Source organism: Flavobacterium sp. GT3P67, from assembly GCF_004349155.1.
Classification (GTDB): Bacteria; Bacteroidota; Bacteroidia; order Flavobacteriales; family Flavobacteriaceae; genus Flavobacterium; species Flavobacterium ranwuense.
Window position 1 is genome coordinate 228510 of sequence record NZ_SMLF01000004.1, and the last position, 19305, is coordinate 247814.

Annotated in this window: 25 protein-coding genes; 24 read left to right on the forward strand and 1 reads right to left on the reverse strand. The window is 32.0% G+C overall.

Going from position 1 to position 19305, the window contains the following annotated elements:
- Positions 1–13: 13 nt before the first annotated feature.
- The 24 genes from E0H99_RS17550 (at position 14) to E0H99_RS09180 (ending at position 18212) form a co-directional block, all read left to right on the forward strand.
- A complete protein-coding gene (locus tag E0H99_RS17550; protein WP_262708570.1) occupies positions 14–145 on the forward strand; it encodes a hypothetical protein in 132 nt (43 codons plus the stop codon).
- Positions 146–404: 259 nt separating this feature from the next.
- Positions 405–1778, forward strand: a complete 1374-nt coding sequence (locus E0H99_RS09070) for an OmpA family protein (RefSeq protein ID WP_131994105.1) — start codon at positions 405–407, stop codon at positions 1776–1778.
- Between the two features lie 352 nt (positions 1779–2130).
- Entirely contained in the window at positions 2131–2514 is a 384-nt protein-coding gene (locus E0H99_RS09075) for a hypothetical protein (protein ID WP_131994108.1), read from the forward strand.
- A 44-nt stretch (positions 2515–2558) separates the two neighbouring features.
- On the forward strand, positions 2559–2780 hold the full coding sequence (locus E0H99_RS09080) for a hypothetical protein (protein WP_131994111.1): 222 nt from the start codon (positions 2559–2561) through the stop codon (positions 2778–2780).
- 167 nt (positions 2781–2947) lie between these two features.
- Positions 2948–3403 carry a PA2169 family four-helix-bundle protein gene (locus E0H99_RS09085; RefSeq protein WP_131994114.1) on the forward strand — a complete coding sequence of 152 codons (456 nt, stop codon included), beginning with the start codon at positions 2948–2950 and terminating at the stop codon, positions 3401–3403.
- 104 nt (positions 3404–3507) lie between these two features.
- On the forward strand, positions 3508–4266 hold the full coding sequence (locus tag E0H99_RS09090) for an MlaE family ABC transporter permease (RefSeq protein WP_131994332.1): 759 nt from the start codon (positions 3508–3510) through the stop codon (positions 4264–4266).
- A gap of 1 nt (position 4267) precedes the next feature.
- Positions 4268–5044: an ABC transporter ATP-binding protein gene (locus tag E0H99_RS09095; RefSeq protein ID WP_131994117.1), complete on the forward strand. Its 777-nt coding sequence runs from the start codon at positions 4268–4270 to the stop codon at positions 5042–5044.
- A gap of 18 nt (positions 5045–5062) precedes the next feature.
- Entirely contained in the window at positions 5063–5947 is an 885-nt protein-coding gene (locus E0H99_RS09100) for an MlaD family protein (RefSeq protein WP_131994120.1), read from the forward strand.
- Positions 5948–6151: 204 nt separating this feature from the next.
- A complete protein-coding gene (locus tag E0H99_RS09105; protein ID WP_165930182.1) occupies positions 6152–6919 on the forward strand; it encodes a DUF4382 domain-containing protein in 768 nt (255 codons plus the stop codon).
- A gap of 171 nt (positions 6920–7090) precedes the next feature.
- Positions 7091–7306 (forward strand): hypothetical protein, encoded by a 216-nt coding sequence (locus E0H99_RS09110; RefSeq protein WP_131994126.1) that lies wholly within the window; start codon positions 7091–7093, stop codon positions 7304–7306.
- A 199-nt stretch (positions 7307–7505) separates the two neighbouring features.
- Positions 7506–7691 carry a CsbD family protein gene (locus E0H99_RS09115; RefSeq protein ID WP_131994129.1) on the forward strand — a complete coding sequence of 62 codons (186 nt, stop codon included), beginning with the start codon at positions 7506–7508 and terminating at the stop codon, positions 7689–7691.
- Between the two features lie 61 nt (positions 7692–7752).
- A complete protein-coding gene (locus tag E0H99_RS09120) occupies positions 7753–8214 on the forward strand; it encodes a hypothetical protein (protein WP_131994132.1) in 462 nt (153 codons plus the stop codon).
- A 198-nt stretch (positions 8215–8412) separates the two neighbouring features.
- Complete coding sequence (locus tag E0H99_RS09125) at positions 8413–9048, forward strand: porin family protein (protein WP_131994135.1); 636 nt, start codon at positions 8413–8415, stop codon at positions 9046–9048.
- Positions 9049–9180: 132 nt separating this feature from the next.
- Positions 9181–9333, forward strand: coding sequence for a lmo0937 family membrane protein (locus E0H99_RS09130; protein WP_131994138.1), 153 nt, complete (start codon positions 9181–9183; stop codon positions 9331–9333).
- A 66-nt stretch (positions 9334–9399) separates the two neighbouring features.
- A complete protein-coding gene (locus tag E0H99_RS09135; protein WP_131994141.1) occupies positions 9400–9552 on the forward strand; it encodes a lmo0937 family membrane protein in 153 nt (50 codons plus the stop codon).
- A 30-nt stretch (positions 9553–9582) separates the two neighbouring features.
- Positions 9583–9915, forward strand: coding sequence for a YtxH domain-containing protein (locus E0H99_RS09140; RefSeq protein ID WP_131994144.1), 333 nt, complete (start codon positions 9583–9585; stop codon positions 9913–9915).
- Positions 9916–9968: 53 nt separating this feature from the next.
- Positions 9969–10331 carry a hypothetical protein gene (locus tag E0H99_RS09145; protein ID WP_131994147.1) on the forward strand — a complete coding sequence of 121 codons (363 nt, stop codon included), beginning with the start codon at positions 9969–9971 and terminating at the stop codon, positions 10329–10331.
- A complete protein-coding gene (locus E0H99_RS09150; protein WP_131994150.1) occupies positions 10318–10656 on the forward strand; it encodes a hypothetical protein in 339 nt (112 codons plus the stop codon). Before E0H99_RS09145 ends, E0H99_RS09150 begins: the two co-directional genes overlap by 14 nt.
- A 179-nt stretch (positions 10657–10835) precedes the next feature.
- The gene (locus E0H99_RS09155; protein WP_240723469.1) at positions 10836–11726 is read left to right on the forward strand and encodes a diguanylate cyclase; all 891 of its coding nucleotides are present in this window, start codon (positions 10836–10838) and stop codon (positions 11724–11726) included.
- 397 nt (positions 11727–12123) lie between these two features.
- Entirely contained in the window at positions 12124–13815 is a 1692-nt protein-coding gene (locus E0H99_RS09160; protein WP_131994153.1) for an Ig-like domain-containing protein, read from the forward strand.
- A 4-nt stretch (positions 13816–13819) separates the two neighbouring features.
- Positions 13820–15853 carry an OmpA family protein gene (locus tag E0H99_RS09165; protein ID WP_131994156.1) on the forward strand — a complete coding sequence of 678 codons (2034 nt, stop codon included), beginning with the start codon at positions 13820–13822 and terminating at the stop codon, positions 15851–15853.
- A 240-nt stretch (positions 15854–16093) separates the two neighbouring features.
- On the forward strand, positions 16094–16573 hold the full coding sequence (locus E0H99_RS09170) for a nuclear transport factor 2 family protein (RefSeq protein WP_131994159.1): 480 nt from the start codon (positions 16094–16096) through the stop codon (positions 16571–16573).
- Positions 16563–17009, forward strand: a complete 447-nt coding sequence (locus E0H99_RS09175) for a DinB family protein (protein ID WP_131994162.1) — start codon at positions 16563–16565, stop codon at positions 17007–17009. Before E0H99_RS09170 ends, E0H99_RS09175 begins: the two co-directional genes overlap by 11 nt.
- A gap of 114 nt (positions 17010–17123) precedes the next feature.
- Positions 17124–18212 (forward strand): AI-2E family transporter, encoded by a 1089-nt coding sequence (locus E0H99_RS09180; protein WP_131994165.1) that lies wholly within the window; start codon positions 17124–17126, stop codon positions 18210–18212.
- Position 18213: 1 nt separating this feature from the next.
- Here the strand turns inward: E0H99_RS09180 and E0H99_RS09185 are convergent, their stop codons facing one another.
- Positions 18214–19260, reverse strand: a complete 1047-nt coding sequence (locus tag E0H99_RS09185) for an o-succinylbenzoate synthase (RefSeq protein WP_131994168.1) — start codon at positions 19258–19260, stop codon at positions 18214–18216.
- Positions 19261–19305 lie beyond the last annotated feature (45 nt).

Here is a 19305-nt window from a genome sequence, read left to right on the forward strand (position 1 = left end):
TATATATATACAAATGGAAAATTCAGAAAACGAAGTTTATTCAGCTTCCAAAAGTCATTGTAGAGTTGGTAAAATAACTCCTAAAAAAATTGAAGAAGATGCATCAATAACGGAAAATGATTTTAAAACAAAATATCATAAATAACTTATAATCATTTACTTAACACAAATTCTATATTCTTTTTAATATGGAAATCAGAACTATTAAAAAACTTTTTCAACTTCAATCCCAGAGCAGTTAATAAAAAACTAGTTTTTTAATAGTTCTTTTTTTGAGATAGAAATACAATAATCGAAATGTGGGAATGATGCAACTTATTCATAAAGTTCTATAACATTAACACATTTCATCTTAGCCATCTTTGTATTAATTAATTAATTAATTAATCAAACAATAAATTAAGATGAAAAAAATCCTGCTACTTTGTACATGCATAGCATTTACATTAATTTCGAAAGCCCAAACAGAAGATAAAAAATGGAATATTGGTCTTCATAGTGGTGTAACACAATATCAAGGAGATCTTGGTAATAATTTTTACAAAACGGATAAAGCATTTTATGGCTTTGGAGGTTTATCTGTAACTAGATATTTAGGTCGTCATTTTGATTTAAATTTTTTAGCATCTAAAGGAACAATTGGTTACAATAGTACTTCAGGAAGCTTCAAAACTGATTTCAATTCTGTTGCATTAAATCTAAGATTTAATTTTACGGGGCCTGAATCTATAGTCAGACCCTATGTATTTGCTGGAGTTGGAGCGATGTTATTTGACAAAGACCTCAACTTTGACCAAGATAGAATTGATTATGCTTTACCTACTGCCGGTGGTGGATTAAATTTCAGATTGAGTCCTGGAATCATGCTTAATTTACAAGAAACTTTTAGTTATTCTAATAAAGACCGAAGAGACGGAGTTGTTTCAGGTAAAAAAGATGCTTACTTATCACACATGGCTGGTTTGACTTTCAATATTGGAGACAAAAAAGACGCTGACAATGATGGCGTTTCGGATCGTAATGATACTTGTCCCGGAACTCCTGCCGGTGTTTCAGTAGATGCAAACGGTTGTCCTTTAGACAAAGACAAAGATGGAATCGCTGATTATTTAGATACATGTCCAGATGTTGCAGGAAGAGCAGCATTAAATGGTTGTCCAGATACTGATAATGATGGTATAGCTGATGGCAACGATAAATGTCCAGATACTAAAATGGGTACCAAAGTTGATGCAACTGGTTGTCCTATGGATAATGATAAAGATGGCGTAGCTAATGATTTAGACCGTTGTCCTGATGTTGCTGGTCCATTAAGTTTAAAAGGTTGTCCAGATTCTGATGGTGACGGTGTTGCTGATATGGATGATCGTTGTCCTACTGTTAAAGGAACCATAGAAAATAAAGGATGTCCTGAAATTACAAAACAAGATATACAAAGAATTACCTATTTAGGAAGTAAAATTTTCTTCGAAAATAATAGTGAAAAATTGAAAGTTGCTTCATTAGTTCAATTGGACGAACTGGTAATTTTGATTAATAAATACGATGCTTCAAATTTAGTTATCGAAGGACACGCAGATAGCAATGGTAGTGATGCATTCAATTTAGAATTATCTCAAAAACGTACTGAATCAGTTAAAAAATATTTAATGGAAAAAGGTATTTCGGGGTCTAGATTGACAGCAATTGGGTATGGTGAAAGCAAACCAATTGCTAACAACAAAACCGCTTTAGGTCGTGCAAAAAACAGAAGAGTAGAGTTGAAAATGAACTACTAAAGATAATAAGATTTGGTTTGGTTTTTTTGGTTTGGTAAGGGCTGTTGGAAACAACAGCCTTTTTTTTTATGTGTAACAATAGTTTTATTTAAAGAAAATGTCATTTTCAATTCGTTATTTGAATGAATCTATACTTCAATATCTCTTCTAAATTCAGATCGTATTATGAGGCCATTTCTCTAAAATAGGATCCTTTATAATAAATTGACTATCCAGTTTAAAAACATGTAAATTATATAATATTTACCTAAAGTAATGTAATATTTTTTAATATTAAATAAATGAACTTTAAATAGTTGTAACTTTATTAATTATAATAACTGTTACATCACATAACAACAAAAAAACAGCTATGAAAACAACAAAAAAATTAGGTATTTGGATGGATCATTCTATGGCACATTTAATGGAATTCACCTCTAAGCATTTTGAAATTGAAACGATTGAATCAAAACTTAACAATCAGGAAAAAAATACAAATTCAGCAAAATCCGAAAACTCAAATTTTAGTAAAGAAAAAAAACAACTTTTTGATTACTATAAAAAAATTGGGGAAGCTATAAAAAATTACAAACGCGTAATTCTCTTTGGGCCTACGGATGCAAAAATAGAACTCTTTAATTTTTTGAGTGAGGACACACGTTTCTTAAAAATTAAATTCGAGATAAAAGACACTGATAAAATGACCGAAAATCAGCAACATAGTTTTGTTAAAGAATATTTTTCAAGAGCTTAATTTAAACTGTATAAAATTACATATCAACTTAAAAATTTTAAAAAATGAAAATAAAAACCATAGGAATCGTTATGATTATTTTAGGAATAATTATGTTGTTATATACCAGTTTTAATTATGTAACAACCGAAAAAGTGGTTGACATTGGCCCAATTCAAATCAACAAAGAAGTTAATCATCCCATAAAATGGTCTCCAGCTATAGGAATTGTACTCGCTGTGGGAGGTATCGCTTTAATAGTAGTAAGTAATAAAAAAGAAGCTTAATTCTGATACATACACCTTAACCTATTGAATGTGTGAATAATGAAACATTTTATAATAGTTATGTAACACATTTATCAGCAATTATAATGAACTTTGTAAAGCAGATTATTTTAAATAAAGAGTAGTGTAGTATAACCTAAGTTTAGTTACTGTTAAAATAGAATAAGATGAATAAAGAGAAATCAATTGTAGTATTAAATAATCTTATTGAAATCAATAATGATAGAATTCAGGTTTATGAAACTGCAACAATAGTTACCGAAGAAAGTGATTTAAAAAATTTGTTTTCTGAGTTCCAAAAGACAAGTGAAAATTTTAAATCAAAACTGGCTGAAGAAGTTCAAAAAATGGGCGGAATTCCTGTCGATATAATTAAAAAAAATGGCTTTTTTGTGAGTCTATGGATTAATTTTAAAGCAAGTCTTATCGATAAAGACCGAGAAGATATTTTGAATACTCTTGAATACAAAGAATTTGTAGCTATAAAAAACTACAAAGACACCTTAGCAGATAATTTTGATCATCTTACCGCTGAACTTCTTATTATGCTTAAATCACAACAAATTTTATTAACTGCACATCATGATAAAGTCAAAAAGTTAGGAGATTTAATGTTGTCTTAATCAAAATATTTTCTTCACTAATTTATTTTAAGTAAATGGTTGATTCGCATCCATAAAAAATACAATAATAAATGAATAATATAGTAACAGCAAAAAAAGAAAGTATAATCATCTATTTGAAAGAAACTTTTAATGATGTAGGCAATATTACATTATTTTCAATGCGTTTTTTTAAAGAAGTGATTAAGCCTCCTTATGAATTCAAGGAATTCATTAAACAATGTTATGTGATTGGATACAAATCTTTACCATTAGTAACCATCACAGGTTTTATAATGGGATTAGTGCTTACGTTGCAATCAAGACCTACATTGGCCAAGTTTGGTGCTGAATCTTGGTTGCCAAGTATGGTTGCTCTCTCTCTAATCAGGGAAATTGCCCCCGTAATTACCGCTTTGATTTGTGCTGGTAAAGTTTCATCCGGTATTGGTGCTGAGTTAGGTTCCATGAAAGTGACAGAACAAATAGATGCGATGGAGGTTTCGGCGATAAATCCGTATAAATATTTAGTCGTTACAAGGATTTTGGCCACTACGTTTATGATTCCGCTTTTAGTGATTTATGCTGATGGTATTGGGATCATCGGAGGATATGTAGGTATAAATATTCATAGCGATGTAAATTTGTATCGTTATATATCACAAGTTTTAGAATCTATTACATTTTTAGATATTTTTCCTGCAACTATGAAAACTTTTTTCTTTGGTTTTTTTATTGGCATGATTGGTTGTTATAAAGGTTTTAATGCTGCTAATGGGACCGAAAGTGTTGGAAAAGCAGCTAACTCTGCCGTTGTTACTGCATCGCTTGCGATATTTATTATTGATATGCTTGCCGTACAAATAACTGATTTATTTTTCTAAAATGATACAAGAAAAAACAATAATAGCTCCTGCTCCTATTTCTAAAACTAATGCTCCAGTTATAGAAATAAAAGAACTTTATAAATCCTTCGGGAGTAATGAGGTCTTAAAAGGAGTTACATTTTCTGTAAATAAAGGTGAGAATTTAGTGGTCTTGGGAAAATCAGGTTCTGGAAAATCAATAGCTATAAAATGTTTAGTTGGTTTAGTTGTTGCTGATAAAGGCGAAATACATGTATTTGGTACAGATATCACAAAAATAGATAACAATGAGCTTAATAAAATTAGAGTTCGAATTGGGTTTCTTTTTCAAAATGCAGCGTTGTATGATTCCATGAGTGTTCGAGAAAATCTAGGATTTACTTTGAAACGACACGCCAAAGATTTATCAGCTGAGGAAGTAGAAAATCAAATTAAAGACGTTTTGGAAAGTGTCGGTTTGAGTGAGGCAATTGATAAAATGCCTTCGGAATTATCAGGAGGAATGAGGAAAAGGATAGGTCTTGCCAGAACCCTAATTTTGAACCCGGAAATCGTATTATATGATGAACCAACCACTGGATTAGACACAATAACTTCGAGAGAAATCAGCGAATTATTGTTAGAAATCCAAAAAAAAAATAAAACGTCTTCCATTATTATTACTCATGATATGGCTTGTGCAAAACACACTGCTGATCGGCTTGTAATTTTAAAAGATGGGGTGATACATGCTGAAGGAACTTACGAAGAATTGGAAAAAAGCGATGACGAATGGGTTCGCTCTTTTTTCATATAACCAATAAAGAAAGAAAAAATGAATAAAGAATCTGGATACCAATGGAAATTAGGAATGTTTGTAACTATAGGGTTGATACTTTTTGTGACAACAATTTATTTTGTTGGAAAACAGAAAAATTTATTTGGTGCTACATTTGAATTAAATTCAAAATTTAATTCAGTGAACGGGCTTGAAGTAGGTAATAATGTTCGTTTTTCGGGTATCAATATAGGTACAGTAGAAGAAATTGAATTTCTTACAGATACTTCTGTAGTAATTAAATTAATCATAAAAGAGGAAGTTCGCAAATACATTAAAAAAGATGCTATTGCAAGTATCAATTCAGATGGTTTAATGGGCGACAAAGTACTCACAATATCTTCAGGAAAAAACTCTAAAATAATTGTAGAAGACAACGATAACATAGCTTCAAAACCAGCCATAGAAATGGATGATTTAATGGTTAGTGTTAAAAAAAGTGTTGATAATGCTGGTGTAATTACGGCTCAACTTGCCCAATTCAGTTATAGTATGAATAATGGAAATGGGGCATTATCTAAATTAGTCTCCGATGAGGAATTTGGAAATAGTATAAAAAACATGGTTGCTAATCTGGAAAATAGTTCAAGCGAATTTAAAAAATTTACTGTCAAAATGAATAATGGAAAAGGAGCACTGTCAAAATTAGTGAGTGATGAAAAAATGGGCCAGATGATTGATTCTACCTTGACAAACGTTAAGACCGGAACAGTGGGACTTAATGAAGTGATCGAGGCTGCAAAACATAATTTCCTGTTAAGAGGTTATTTCAATAAAAAGAAAAAAGCAGAAGATAAAAAACTGGAAGATCTAGAAGATCAGGAAGAAATAGAAATGAAAAAGGAATTAAACATAGGAGCAAAATCAGATACCATAAAATAGTTTTTTGACTAGTAACTTTGGGTAGCAAAACCTTAAAAAATTCATTCAAAAGCACACCGAATTAAGAAACCATTTCTTTTTTTAAAATACTTAGAAGTGAGAATCCTACAACTTTATAGCATAGTTGCATAACATTTGATTTTAAAGCGCATAGTATCTTTACAAACCTATATAAATATTTTGAACCCCTAAATTAAAATGGAAATGAAAAAAATGCAAATTATTCTGTCTTTCATCATGCTTGGATTTTTAATAAATTCTTGTAACAATGATGATACCAATGGTGGGAGCTATCCCTATGCTGTGAGATTGACTGATGCTCCAGGTCCTTATGATGAAGTAAATGTAGATATACAAGGAGTGGAAGTTACCGGTGAATCAGGAGAAAGTGTTTCTCTGAATGTAAACAAAGGAGTTTATAACCTACTCGATTTTTCTAATGGTGTCGATACGCTAATTGCTACTGATTCATTAGGAACAGCTAAAGTGAAACAAATAAGACTTATACTAGGGCCCAATAATACAGTAGTTCTTGATGGTGTAAGCTACCCTTTGAGTACTCCAAGTGCGGAACAAAGCGGATTAAAACTTCAAGTTAACCAAACGCTTCAAGAAGGTATATTGTATAGTGTTCTTTTGGATTTTGATGCCAATAAATCAGTTGTTAAATTAGGAAATGGCGGGTATCAATTGAAACCAGTTATCAGAACTATAGAAAAAGCAATTAGTGGTTCTATAAAAGGTAAAATTACTCCAATAGGAACAACGGCGGTAGTTACAGCAACTTCATCAACAGCTGTGAGCTATACAAGTAATGTAAATGAAAATGGAGATTTCTTAGTAATGGGACTTCCTCCCGGAACGTATACAATTACCATAACTCCTGCTCTACCGTTATTACCGGTAACAAAAACTGATATCGTGGTTACAGCTGGTATTACAACTGACATAGGAGCTTATATTTTATTATAAGATGATTGTTAAAAATGCTGTTTTTTAATTAAAAAAAGAGCATTTATATATAACCTGATAAATCTAAAATCATTAAAAACATCATTCAATATTACGATGTTTTTAATGATTTTATTTTTTTTGGGATTCGAATAAAAATACCAATTTAAATAATCTCAAATTTAATTCATCATGAAAACAGAAAAAGAACTCAATGAAGCAATTCTTAAAATTACTATGAAAATACGGAATGAGTATCCTGAATTATCTAAATATTTATCAGAGATGCCTTTAACAATCCCGGACATTTCAAATCCTGAAATAAACAATAAAATACTAACGGATTATTACGAATCATTAGAAAATATTTTGAAAAAATATATTCCCAATCATAACGAAACCTCCTAATTAATCAGCAAATTAATTATTGATTTTCAATGTCATGAAAATGTTTTTTTAGTCAAATAGTATCCTTTCTAGGAATTCTGTTAATTTTTATAAAATCAGTGAATAAAACAAGTTATTCCAAAAGTTATATAACTGATTTAATGCTTGAAAGCATCAACTTTGTAATGTGAAAACTATTTCGCATACAATACATAAAAAAATGAATTCAATAGAACTAAAAGGAAATTGGGTAGAGCAAAAAGGAAAATTAAAACAAAAATTTGCAGCTTTGACCGAGAATGATTTACTTTTTACAGAAGGTAAGAAAGAGGAAATGATTAGAAAACTTCAAATCAAATTAGGCTTAACAAAAGAAGAATTACTTAAGATTCTTGAGTCTATTTAATAATTTCATTTCAAAAAAATTTTTAATCACATCCAAAAATTTAATATTAAAATTATATAAAATGAGAAAGACACTTTATACCCTTGCAATAACAACTTTTATGACTGGAACCGTTTTAATTGGTTGTCAGAATTCTTCAAAAAAAGAAGAAGCAGCTCAGGATAATGTAGAAGACGCAAGAGAAAATCTTGATGATGCAAAAGAAGAATTGACTGATGCTAGAAAAGTAGCAACCCAAGAAGAATGGGAAACATTCAAAGCAAGTACTAATGCTACAATTACTCAAAATGAAATTCGAATAGCAGAAATGAAAGCTAGCATGAAAAAAACGGGTAAATCAATCGATGAGGTATATACTAAAAAAATTGATGATTTAGAACGAAAAAATAATGAGATAAAAGCTAAGATTCAAACTTATAAAAATGATACCGATAGTGATTGGGAATCTTTTAAACAGGAATACAATCGCGATATGGACGAACTTGGCGAGGCTTTGAAAAACCTCACAGTAGACAACAAATAGCAAATTAAAAAGACGAGTTTTTCAACTCGTCTTTTTTTTGTCTAATTATTTTTTTTCAATCCAAAAAACACTTGTAAAATGCTTGATAATAAATCATTAAAGTGTGAATAATGTAAATTTAACCAAAAGTATTGTAACAAAGTTAGACCGTAAGATGCTGATATTTGTAGTATAGAAATTCAATATAAAACAAATAAAATGAAAAATTCAAAAAAACTAATTTTTGCTTCATTAGTCATAACATTCATGACTTTAACTAATGCTAACGCTCAAGAAAACGTTTCGAAATTTGGTATAAAAGGAGGTGTAAACTTCTCTAACTTATATACTGAAGATGTTGATGACAATAATATGTTAACAGGATTTAATGTTGGTTTTTTTGCCAAATTACCTATTGCGAATAACATCGCTTTGCAACCTGAGATTTCCTATACTGGAAAAGGGGCAGAACTAGTTTACAATAATGCTTTTGTAAGTGGAACAGCTCAGTTCAAATTAGATTATATTGAAGTTCCACTTTTATTGGTAGTAAATGTTACCGAGAATTTTAATATTCACGCTGGTCCGTATGCTGCTTTTCTGGTTAGTGCTAAAACTACAAATAAGTCAGATGATGGTAGCTATAATTTTGAAGATAATATTGACACGGATGATTTTAACAAATTTGATGCAGGTCTTGCCGGTGGTGTTGGGATTGATTTAGAACCAATTAGTTTTGGAATACGCTACAACTATGGATTAACTAAAATTGGAAAAGAAGACTCATCAACTAGCTTTAGCTCTCCAGATGCTAAAAATAGTGTCTTGAGTTTCTACGCTGCTTTTGCATTTTAATTAGCAGAAAAAACATAGTCTTAATTTTATCATAAATGTACATAAAACACTGTAAAACAAATCGATACATATTTGTTTTATATGTAACTTTACTATATTTAATCTAAAAATAATCATTAAAAACTAAAAATCATGAGCAACCTTCTTTACACAATCGCAGTAATTTTAGTCCTTTTTTGGGCTATTGGATTCTTTGCATACAGCGCAGGATCAATTATTCATATACTTCTCGTTATTGCAGTTATTGCAGTTATATTTAGAATTATACAAGGAAGAAGAATCTAATGCTTCTTCCTATTAATTAAATTACAAAAAAACAAATAAAGTATAAATCATTAAAAACTAGAAATCATGAGCAATCTTCTTTACACAATCGCAGTCATTTTAGTCATTTTTTGGGCAATCGGATTCTTTGCATTCAACGTAGGGTCAATTATTCACGTACTTCTTGTTATTGCAGTTATTGCAATACTATTTAGACTTATACAAGGTCGAAGTATCTAATCAAATAATAAATAATCAAAATATATAATTATGAAAGCAGATAAAATAATATTAGGAGTTTTAGGAGGCGTAGCCGTTGGGGCATTATTAGGAGTATTGTTTGCACCTGAAAAGGGTGATAAAACAAGAAAAAAAATCATGGACAAGAGCAACGATTATGCTGATGAATTAAAAGACAAATTAGATACTTTATTGGGGACAATAAATAAAAAGTACGAAAAAATTTGGAGCGAAGGCGAAAATTTAATCGCTGAAGGAAAATCAAAATTTGGTGATGCAAAACACGAAGGTGAAACTTTAATAGCTGAAGGGAAATCAAAATTTTATGATGCAAAAAACGAAATTAAAAATACAAGTATCTAAAAAGAGGCTTCAATATTGAAATTTCTCAAGTAAATACGTTTACAATTTATATCATGGAAAACAACGCAACAACAATAGAAATGCTTTTTGAGAAAGCAGAGGATTATACTAAAACAACGATAGAATTGGTGAAGTTAAATGCGGTTGATAAAACTGCTGATGTCATGTCCTCACTTCTTTCTCGATTAACTGTTTCTATTGTTTTTGTTATGTTTGCCTTCCTTGCTAATATTGGTCTTTCCTTATGGATAGGCGAATTATTAGGTAAAGTATATTATGGCTTTTTTATAGTATCCAGCGCTTATCTTCTGATTTCAGTAGTGTTATACATTTATAAAGATCAATGGCTTAAAATACCAATCAGTAATTTTATCATTGTCAAAATGCTTAAAAAAAGTCAATATGAAAACGATTAACGAGACAGACACTCTTAAGGAAACGATACAGTTGCTTAAAATAAAACAAGCTAACGAATTAGTATATCTTAAAGATCAGTACTATCATACGTATGAAAGTTTAAAACCTTTGAATTTAATCAAAAATGCTTTTGGACAAATGGCTACCTCATCTGATTTTAAAGGAAATATACTTAGTAATGTTATTGGCATATCAACAGGTTATTTGACTAAAAAAGTTTTGTTGGGATCAACCCATAATCCCGTCAAAAGAATATTAGGAACACTACTACAATTTGTGATTACTAACCTTGTCACAAAACATTCAGATACTTCAAAATCATAACTACGATTAGAATTTTAGTATTGAATTGATTTATTCAAATACAAGGTTTTCCATAAATCAATAAATCCAGTATTATCAGTATAAATCATTCATTTATTCTCTTTTAACTAAGCTTATAAACAACGGTTTTTAGCTTGTTGATTTATTTAATTTAAGATATATATGGCTTCAAAACTAATTTGAAAGACGATGGGAAAATACTAAAAAAGGAAGCATTAATATTATTAAATAAAGAACTTGCGTTTCAAAACTTAGAAAAAGAAAAACGAGCTGCTGAATTGATTATAGCCAATAAAGAACTTGCCTTTCAAAATCAAGAAAAAGAAAAACGTGCCGCTGAATTAATTATAGCCAATAAAGAACTAGTTTTTCAAAACTTAGAAAAAGAAAAACGAGCTGCTGAATTGATTATAGCCAATAAAGAACTTGCCTTTCAAAATCAAGAAAAAGAAAAACGTGCCTCTGAATTGATTATAGCCAATAAAGAACTTGCCTTTCAAAACTTAGAAAAAGAAAAAAGAGCCACTGAATTGATTATCGCTAACAAAGAGCTTGCGTTTCAAAATGATGAAAAAGAAAAACGAGCCAATGAATTAATTATCGCTAATCGAGAACTTGCGTTTCAAAACCAGGAGAAAGAAGAGCGAGCAAGAGAACTAGATCTTGCAAATAAAAGACTTGCGTTTAAAAACCAAGAAAGAAGAATTCAAACAGCGGAACTAAACATTGCTAACAGAGAACTCCTTTTACAGAATGGAGAAAAAGAAAAACGATCAGCAGAATTAATAACAGCTAATTTAGAACTTAAAAGAGCCCAAGAATATCAAAAAGAATACATCAATGGACTGGAAGAAATGATGTTTATGACTTCCCATAAAGTGAGGCAGCCCATTGCTAATATTTTAGGTTTATCTTATTTGCTAAATGATCAATCTGTAAATTCACCCGATGAGCTGAAAGAATCGTTAGATTATATCAAACAATCTGCTTTGAGTCTTGATACTTTCACAAAAGAACTTACCTTATTTATTTTTAATTTGGGAGAAAAAGGAAAAATTGTATTCAAATAAAAACATTTCGGATATTACAATTTAATAATAAACACGACACATAAAAGTGTGTCCGTTTAAAAATTAAAGGGTTTAACTTTTGCATTAAAGTTAAACCCTTTTTTATGTCTTTTCCAATATCTATGTGAATCTTTTTCTTCAAAAGTATTTCTAACACAATATGTTCCAGATTAATTTTTTTTAGACATTCCTGATTTTAGGAAGAAAAAAATTTAAATAGAAAGATCCGTTTTTAACACCTTTTAAATTACAACTAATTGACTATCAATCACAAAATTGAATTTTACATTTTTAATAAGTGAATCTTACAACATCCATTTTTAATTATGTAACACTTCCAGCCAATAACTAAACAATCTTTGCTGTACAAAATACTTAATCCCCTAAAATCAATAAAATGAAAACTAAAAATTTACTATTAACGTTCGCAATACTATTTATTGCATTAATTTCAGGCTGTGCAGAAGACGATTTTATAGAAATCGAAGGCGTATGTCCAGTTGTGTTATCAACAGATCCTGACAATGGTACTATTAATGTTCCACTAGACAAAACTATTACAGTAATCTTCAATGAAGAAATGAATGCGGCAACTTTTAACCAATCCTCTTTTACTTTACAAGGGACAACGGCAGTTGCAGGAACAGTTTCTTTTAGCGGAACAACTGCTTCGTTTGACCCAACAAGTCCACTTGCGGCAAATACTACTTATACTGGCGTAATTAAAACATCGGTTAAGGATATAATGGGTAATGCTTTACAAGCGGATTATGTTTGGACATTTAGTACCGGTTCAACTTTAACACCTATGGTGATTTCAACAGATCCGGCTAACAATGCTACGAATGTATTCCTTAATAAAATAGTTGCTGTTAATTTTAATATGCCAATGAATCAGGCAACTATAAGCGCTACAACTTTTACATTAAAACAAGGAACAACATTAGTTGCAGGATCAGTTGCATACAATGGAACAACTGCTTATTTTGCCTCTACGGCTCTTTTAGCTGCCAATACCATTTATACAGCTACCATAACAACCGGAGTAAAAAATGTTCAAGGAACAACAATAGCAAGTAACTATACATGGACATTTACTACAGGATCTATTACTGCTCCTAACGTAACAATTACTGACCCTATTAACAATGCCTCGGGAGTTGCACTTAATAAAACCATTACAGCTAATTTTAGTATGGCAATGGATCCTTTGACTATTAGCGCCACGACATTTACTTTAAAAAATGGTTCCGCAATAATTACTGGAACCGTATCTTACTTAGGAACAACGGCTACATTTAATCCAAATAGTGATTTATTACCCGGAACTACTTATACTGCTACAATAAATACCGGTTCTAAAAACTTGGCAGGTATTTCTTTAGCAAATGACTACGTTTGGGATTTCAATACTAATCCAGCTGTAGTTGGTAATACCGTAAATCTTGGATCAGTTGAAAGATTTGGAATTATAGCAGGTGTTGGAGTAAGCAATAATGCTGGTTTCAGTATAATAAATAATATGGATGTTGGTATAAGCCCAGGAGTTCGTTCTTCAATTACAGGATTTCCTCCTGCAATTATAGTCAATGGTGCAATTTACGCTTCTGACGACATTGCCCCTGTAGGAATTGCTGCCATGCTAACGCAAGCAAAACTAGATCTTACTAATGCTTATCTTTTTGTCGAAGGAGCTTCTTATAGCGCACCAATAACTGTTTCTGGTGATCAAGGTGGAAAAACGCTTGTTGCCGGTATTTATAAATCAACATCTACACTTTTAGTACAAAATGGAGATTTAACTCTCAGCGGTAGCGCAACTGATGTTTGGATTTTCCAAGTAGCATCTGCCTTCACAACTGTTGGTGGAGCTGGTGGAAATATAAAACTTACGGGAGGAGCACTTGCTAAAAATGTCTTTTGGCAAACGGGAAGTTCAGCAACTATTGGAGATTATACTTCATTTGTAGGTAATATTTTGGCCCTACAATCTATAACAATGGGATCACATTCAACTGCACAAGGTAGAATGCTTGCCAGAAATGGAGCTGTAGTAATGACTCATACTAACATAATCACTAAGCCTTAAAAAAATGAAAACTAAAACTAATTTTAAAAGCAGATCCTGCATTGCATGGTCTACAAATAAACTGAGCTTCAAAAGTGTTGCAATAATAGCTTTAGCATGGTTAAGCAATCAAACTCCGGTTCAAGCACAGGAAACACAAGTAATTAAATATGCGAAACCTACTTGGTACTTTGGAGTAGCAGGTGGAGCCAATTTTAATTTCTATCGTGGCTCTACTCAACAATTAAATACTGGTTTTAAATCTCCAACTGCATTCCATGATGGGAATGGCACAGGACTTTTTATTGCGCCACTTTTAGAATATCGTCCAGCTGATTCAAGATGGGGTGTAATGCTACAAGCGGGATATGATAACCGTAAAGGTTCTTTTGACCAAGTAGTAACGGCATGCAACTGTCCTGCTGATTTAGCTGCTGATCTTAGTTACATCACCGTGGAACCAAGCGTACGTTTTGCTCCTTTCAAATCTAATTTTTACCTTTATGGTGGTCCGCGATTGGCTTTCAATATGGAAAAATCATTTACGTATCAATTAGGCATTAATCCAGCTTTTCCTGATCAGGCCCCTACTCCTGCAGTAACTGGTGAATTTAATGAGATTGAGAAAACTATTTTGTCAATGCAAATTGGGGCAGGATATGATATTCCGCTTTCTTCTGATACTAACAAAACACAATTTGTATTGTCGCCTTTTGTTTCTTTCCAACCATATTTTGGCCAAAATCCACGTTCAACAGAAACTTGGAACATAACTACAATTAGAGCGGGAGTTGCACTTAAATTTGGACAAGGAAAAAACATTCAAGAAGCAACGGATTTGGCTAAAGACCGTGAAGTGCAGTTCTCAGTAAATTCTCCTAGCAATGTTCCCGGAGAAAGAAGAATGACTGAGATTTTCCCACTTAGAAACTATATTTTCTTTAATGACGAATCAACGGAGATTCCAAATCGTTATGTTTTATTAACGAAAAATCAAGTAAAAGATTTCAAAGAAGATCAATTGGAAACATTTGCTCCAAAAAATTTATCAGATCGTTCTAAACGTCAAATGACTGTTTACTATAATGTGCTGAATATACTTGGAGATCGTATGCAAAAAAATCCTGCTTCAACTATTACTTTGGTAGGTTCATCAGAAAAAGGTCCTGCAGATGGACGTATTATGTCAGAATCAATCAAAACGTATTTGGTAAATGTATTTGCAATAAATCCAACTAGAATTACTACTAAAGGTCAAGACAAACCAAATATTCCATCGGAACAACCTGGTGGAACATTAGAATTAGTTTTGCTACGGGAAGGAGATCGCAGAGTTTCTATCGAAAGTAATTCTGCTGATCTATTGATGGAATTTCAAAGCGGTCCTGATACGCCATTGAGACCGGTTCAGATTATAGCTTCACAAGAAGCTCCTTTGGAAAGTTATGTTACCTTTAATAACAAAGGCGCTAACGAAGCATTGTCTTCTTGGTCATTACAAATAACTGATGAAAAAGGAAAAGTACAGTCTTTTGGGCCTTATACTCAAGATGAGGTAAAGATTCCTGGAAAAACAATTTTAGGTAGCCGTCCTGAAGGAGATTACAAAGTAAAAATGATTGGCCAGACTAAAAGTGGTAAAGTTGTAGAGAAGGAAACTCCGGTTCACATGATACTTTGGACACCTACAAAAATGGAAGAAGGCATGAGATATAGTATCATCTATGAATTTAATAAATCAAAAGCGATTTCATTGTATGAAAAATATCTTACTGAAGTAGTTACGCCAAAAATTCCTGCTGGAGCAACCATAATTATTAAAGGTCATACTGATATTATTGGTGAAGAAGTTTACAATCAGGATTTGTCATTAGCTCGTGCAAATGATGTGAAAAACATCCTTCAGAGCAGTTTAGCTAAAGCGGGTAGAAATGATGTTAAATTCGATGTATCAGGTTATGGAGAAAATGAAAACAATGCTCCATTTAATAACAAAACTCCTGAAGAACGTTTTTATAATCGTACCGTTATAATTGATATTATTCCTGCCGCTAAATAAACCGAAATAACAGAATACAATTTAATAAATTATAAAAGAGGATAGAAACTTAAAAGTCTATCCTCTTTTTTTATTAAAATTTGAAACCTATAATCAAAGCAAATCGATGAATCGCAGCCAATCAGCACTATTGATTTGTCCAAACTAGAAAAAAAGCACGTCTATTTTTTACATTAGTATTTTTAAAACCGAAATTTTAACAAAAAAAATTAGTATTTTTACTACTTACTTTATGTAGATATGACTGCAAACGAAAAAACCCTTATTAAGTTCTACACTGCTTTTGCCAATGCCGATGCTTCAAAAATGTGTGGATGCTATCATTCTAAAATTGAATTTCGTGATCCGGCTTTTGGTTTGTTAAAAGAAAATGATGTTTGCCAAATGTGGAAAATGCTAATTGAAAAAAGCAAAGGAAATATAAAAATTGAATTCTCAGATATAAAAGCAGATGAATACGTTGGTTCCGCGCAATGGATTGCTACCTACAACTTCAGTAAAACCAATAGAAAAGTAGAAAATGTTATTCGAGCGCAATTTCAGTTTAAAGATGGATTAATTATAAAACACACGGATGATTTCGACATTTGGAAATGGTCCAAACAAGCTTTTGGAATTACAGGATATTTATTAGGCTGGACCGGGTTTTTTCAGAAAAAAATACAACAACTAGCACTGTTGTCATTGAAGAAATATAAAGAAACTAAAAATGCTAATTGAAAGTTTAAAAATACTGTTCAACCGAGATTTAAATAAGCTAAAAACCGAAATTGAGTCATACCAAAATGAAAGTGATATTTGGAAAATTCAAAAAGGAATAGCTAATTCAGCCGGGAATCTATGCTTGCATTTGGTAGGAAATCTGAATACGTATATTGGTGCCCAGTTTGGAAACACAAACTACGTTAGAAACAGAGCACTCGAATTTTCATTGAAAGATATTCCAAGAGCAGAATTAATACAAAAAATCGAAGAAACCATTATTGTCGTTGACAATGCACTTAATAACTTATCCGAAGAAGAATTAAAAATAGAATATCCGCTTTTAGTTTTCAAAAACAAGACTACAACTGCCTTTATGCTCATTCATTTGACCACGCATTTAGCCTATCATTTGGGACAAATCAATTACCACAGGCGATTATTAGAATCTTAAAAACATTCGAAATAACAAACAATTTAGTGCCCTATTACACGTTTTAAATTTATACTTTAATCGCAAATAAAAGTAAAGGAAGAATAAGAAATAAAGGTTATAATACAAATTTGCATGTTACAATCTTCTAAAACACCCGTTCCATTTCAATCCAATAGGAGATTTTCTGTTTTAGAAATTCTTCAGTTTATAGTATTGGCCTCTTTGATTCTGTACTTTGGCAAAACATTATTTATTCCGTTAAGTTTTTCATTACTCGTTGGTTTTATTCTGTATCCAATCTGTAAATGGATGGAAACAAAAGGGATTAATAAAGGAATTGCAATTGTTATTTCTATTTTAGGAGTAACGCTTTTGGCGGGAGCAATAATCTATCTATTATTCTCACAGTTCTCGGAATTTCTGCAGGAATGGCAATCTTTGAGCGCAAAACTTACCGAAACCACGAAGCAATTGAGTATTTTTCTTTACGAAAGATTTGGTGTCAGTATTGAAAAACAAACGGAATTCATCAACAATACGATCAACAACTCCGGTTCACAAGCCTTTTCAATAATACGAGATACCGCTTATTCTGTTTCAGAGTCTTTATTTTTCTTATCAATGATTCCTGTTTTCTCGGCATTGATACTTTTCCATCGCCAGATGTTATCGAATGCTTTGTATGAACTTTTCCCTCCGGAGCGAAAAAAAACCATTCACGAAATCCTTATTGAAACTATTCACGCGTATTACAATTTTATCAAAGGAATGTTAGTGGTCTATTTAATAGTTGGATTGTTAAACAGCATTGGGCTATTGATTATAGGAGTGCCACATCCTTTTCTGTTTGGTTTTATAGCCTCAATCCTGACTTTTATTCCGTATGTGGGTATTATGATATCCTCGCTCTTGCCCATTGCAGTTTCCTGGATAACGTACAATTCGATTTGGTATCCATTAGCCGTTGTTGCAGTTTTTTCTATCGTTCAAGCACTCGAAGCCTATATTATATTCCCTTTTGCGGTAGGAAGCCGTTTAAAAATAAACACACTGGTCATTATTATTGTGGTAATCGTGGGAGGCATTATTTGGGGTGCTGCAGGAATGATTCTATTCATTCCGTTCATCAGCATCATAAAACTGATTGCGGACCGCACACCAAGCTTAAAGACGTTATCCGTTTTATTGGGAGATGGCGAAAAAAAGAAAACTACGAAATAATCTATTTCAAAAGAGCAAAATCAAACGTCCAATCCAGCTCCTTTTTGTACCACAATTGACCTTCTGAAACTTCCAGCGGACAGTCAAAATTATTAGTGTACAATGCTCCGGTTCCCAATCCCTGAGGCATAGAATTGTGCTGCAAAAAGGTCCATTGTGCAATTGCATTCAGTCCAATATTACTCTCCAAAGCGGAGGTAATCCACCACCCGATTTTATGCTTTTCAGCCAATGAAATCCACTCTTGTGTGCCTCGAAAACCGCCTATAAAACTAGGCTTCAAAATGATGTATTGCGGCTTGATTTTTACCAATAATTGCTCTTTTTCTGCCAAAGAAAACACACCAATTAACTCTTCATCCAAAGCAATAGGAAAAGGAGTGGTTTTACACAGCTCTGCCATACTGTCAGTGTGATTTTTTTGTATCGGCTGTTCTATGCTATGTAATTTAAATTCAGTTAATTGTATTAATTTATTTAAAGCTGTATTTTCAGTAAAAGCACCGTTCGCATCTACTCGTATTTCGACTTGTTCCGGAGTGAAATGCTCCCTAATAAACCGCAATAATTGCAGTTCTTTATAGAAATCTATCGCTCCAATTTTTAGTTTAATGCAACGAAAACCATTCGCTAATTTTTCCTCGATTTGCTGTTTCATAAACGACTCCTCTCCCATCCAAACTAAACCGTTTATCAGGATGGATTTTGTACCATTAGTAAAGTCCGAAGGAAAGAGTAAAAAAGGAGTTTCACTCCCCAAAGATTGAAATGCCATTTCGACTCCAAATTGTATCGAAGGAAACTCCAATAACGCTTCCCAAAGTTGGTCTTTTCCCAAATGGATATTATCACAAGTCCATTGCAATTTTTCTTCATAATCCGGTCGATCATCAATACTCAATCCGCGAAGAATCCCGCATTCACCAATTCCTTTTTTATCCTCTTGTTCCAAGACGATAAACCAAGTTTCTTTTTCGGTCATAACACCACGGGAAGTTCCTGACGGGCGTTTGAAATTGAGAATGTATTTGTGGTAAGTTGCTTTCAAGAAATTATAAATTATGAGTTATGAATTATTTTAATCTGGTAAACT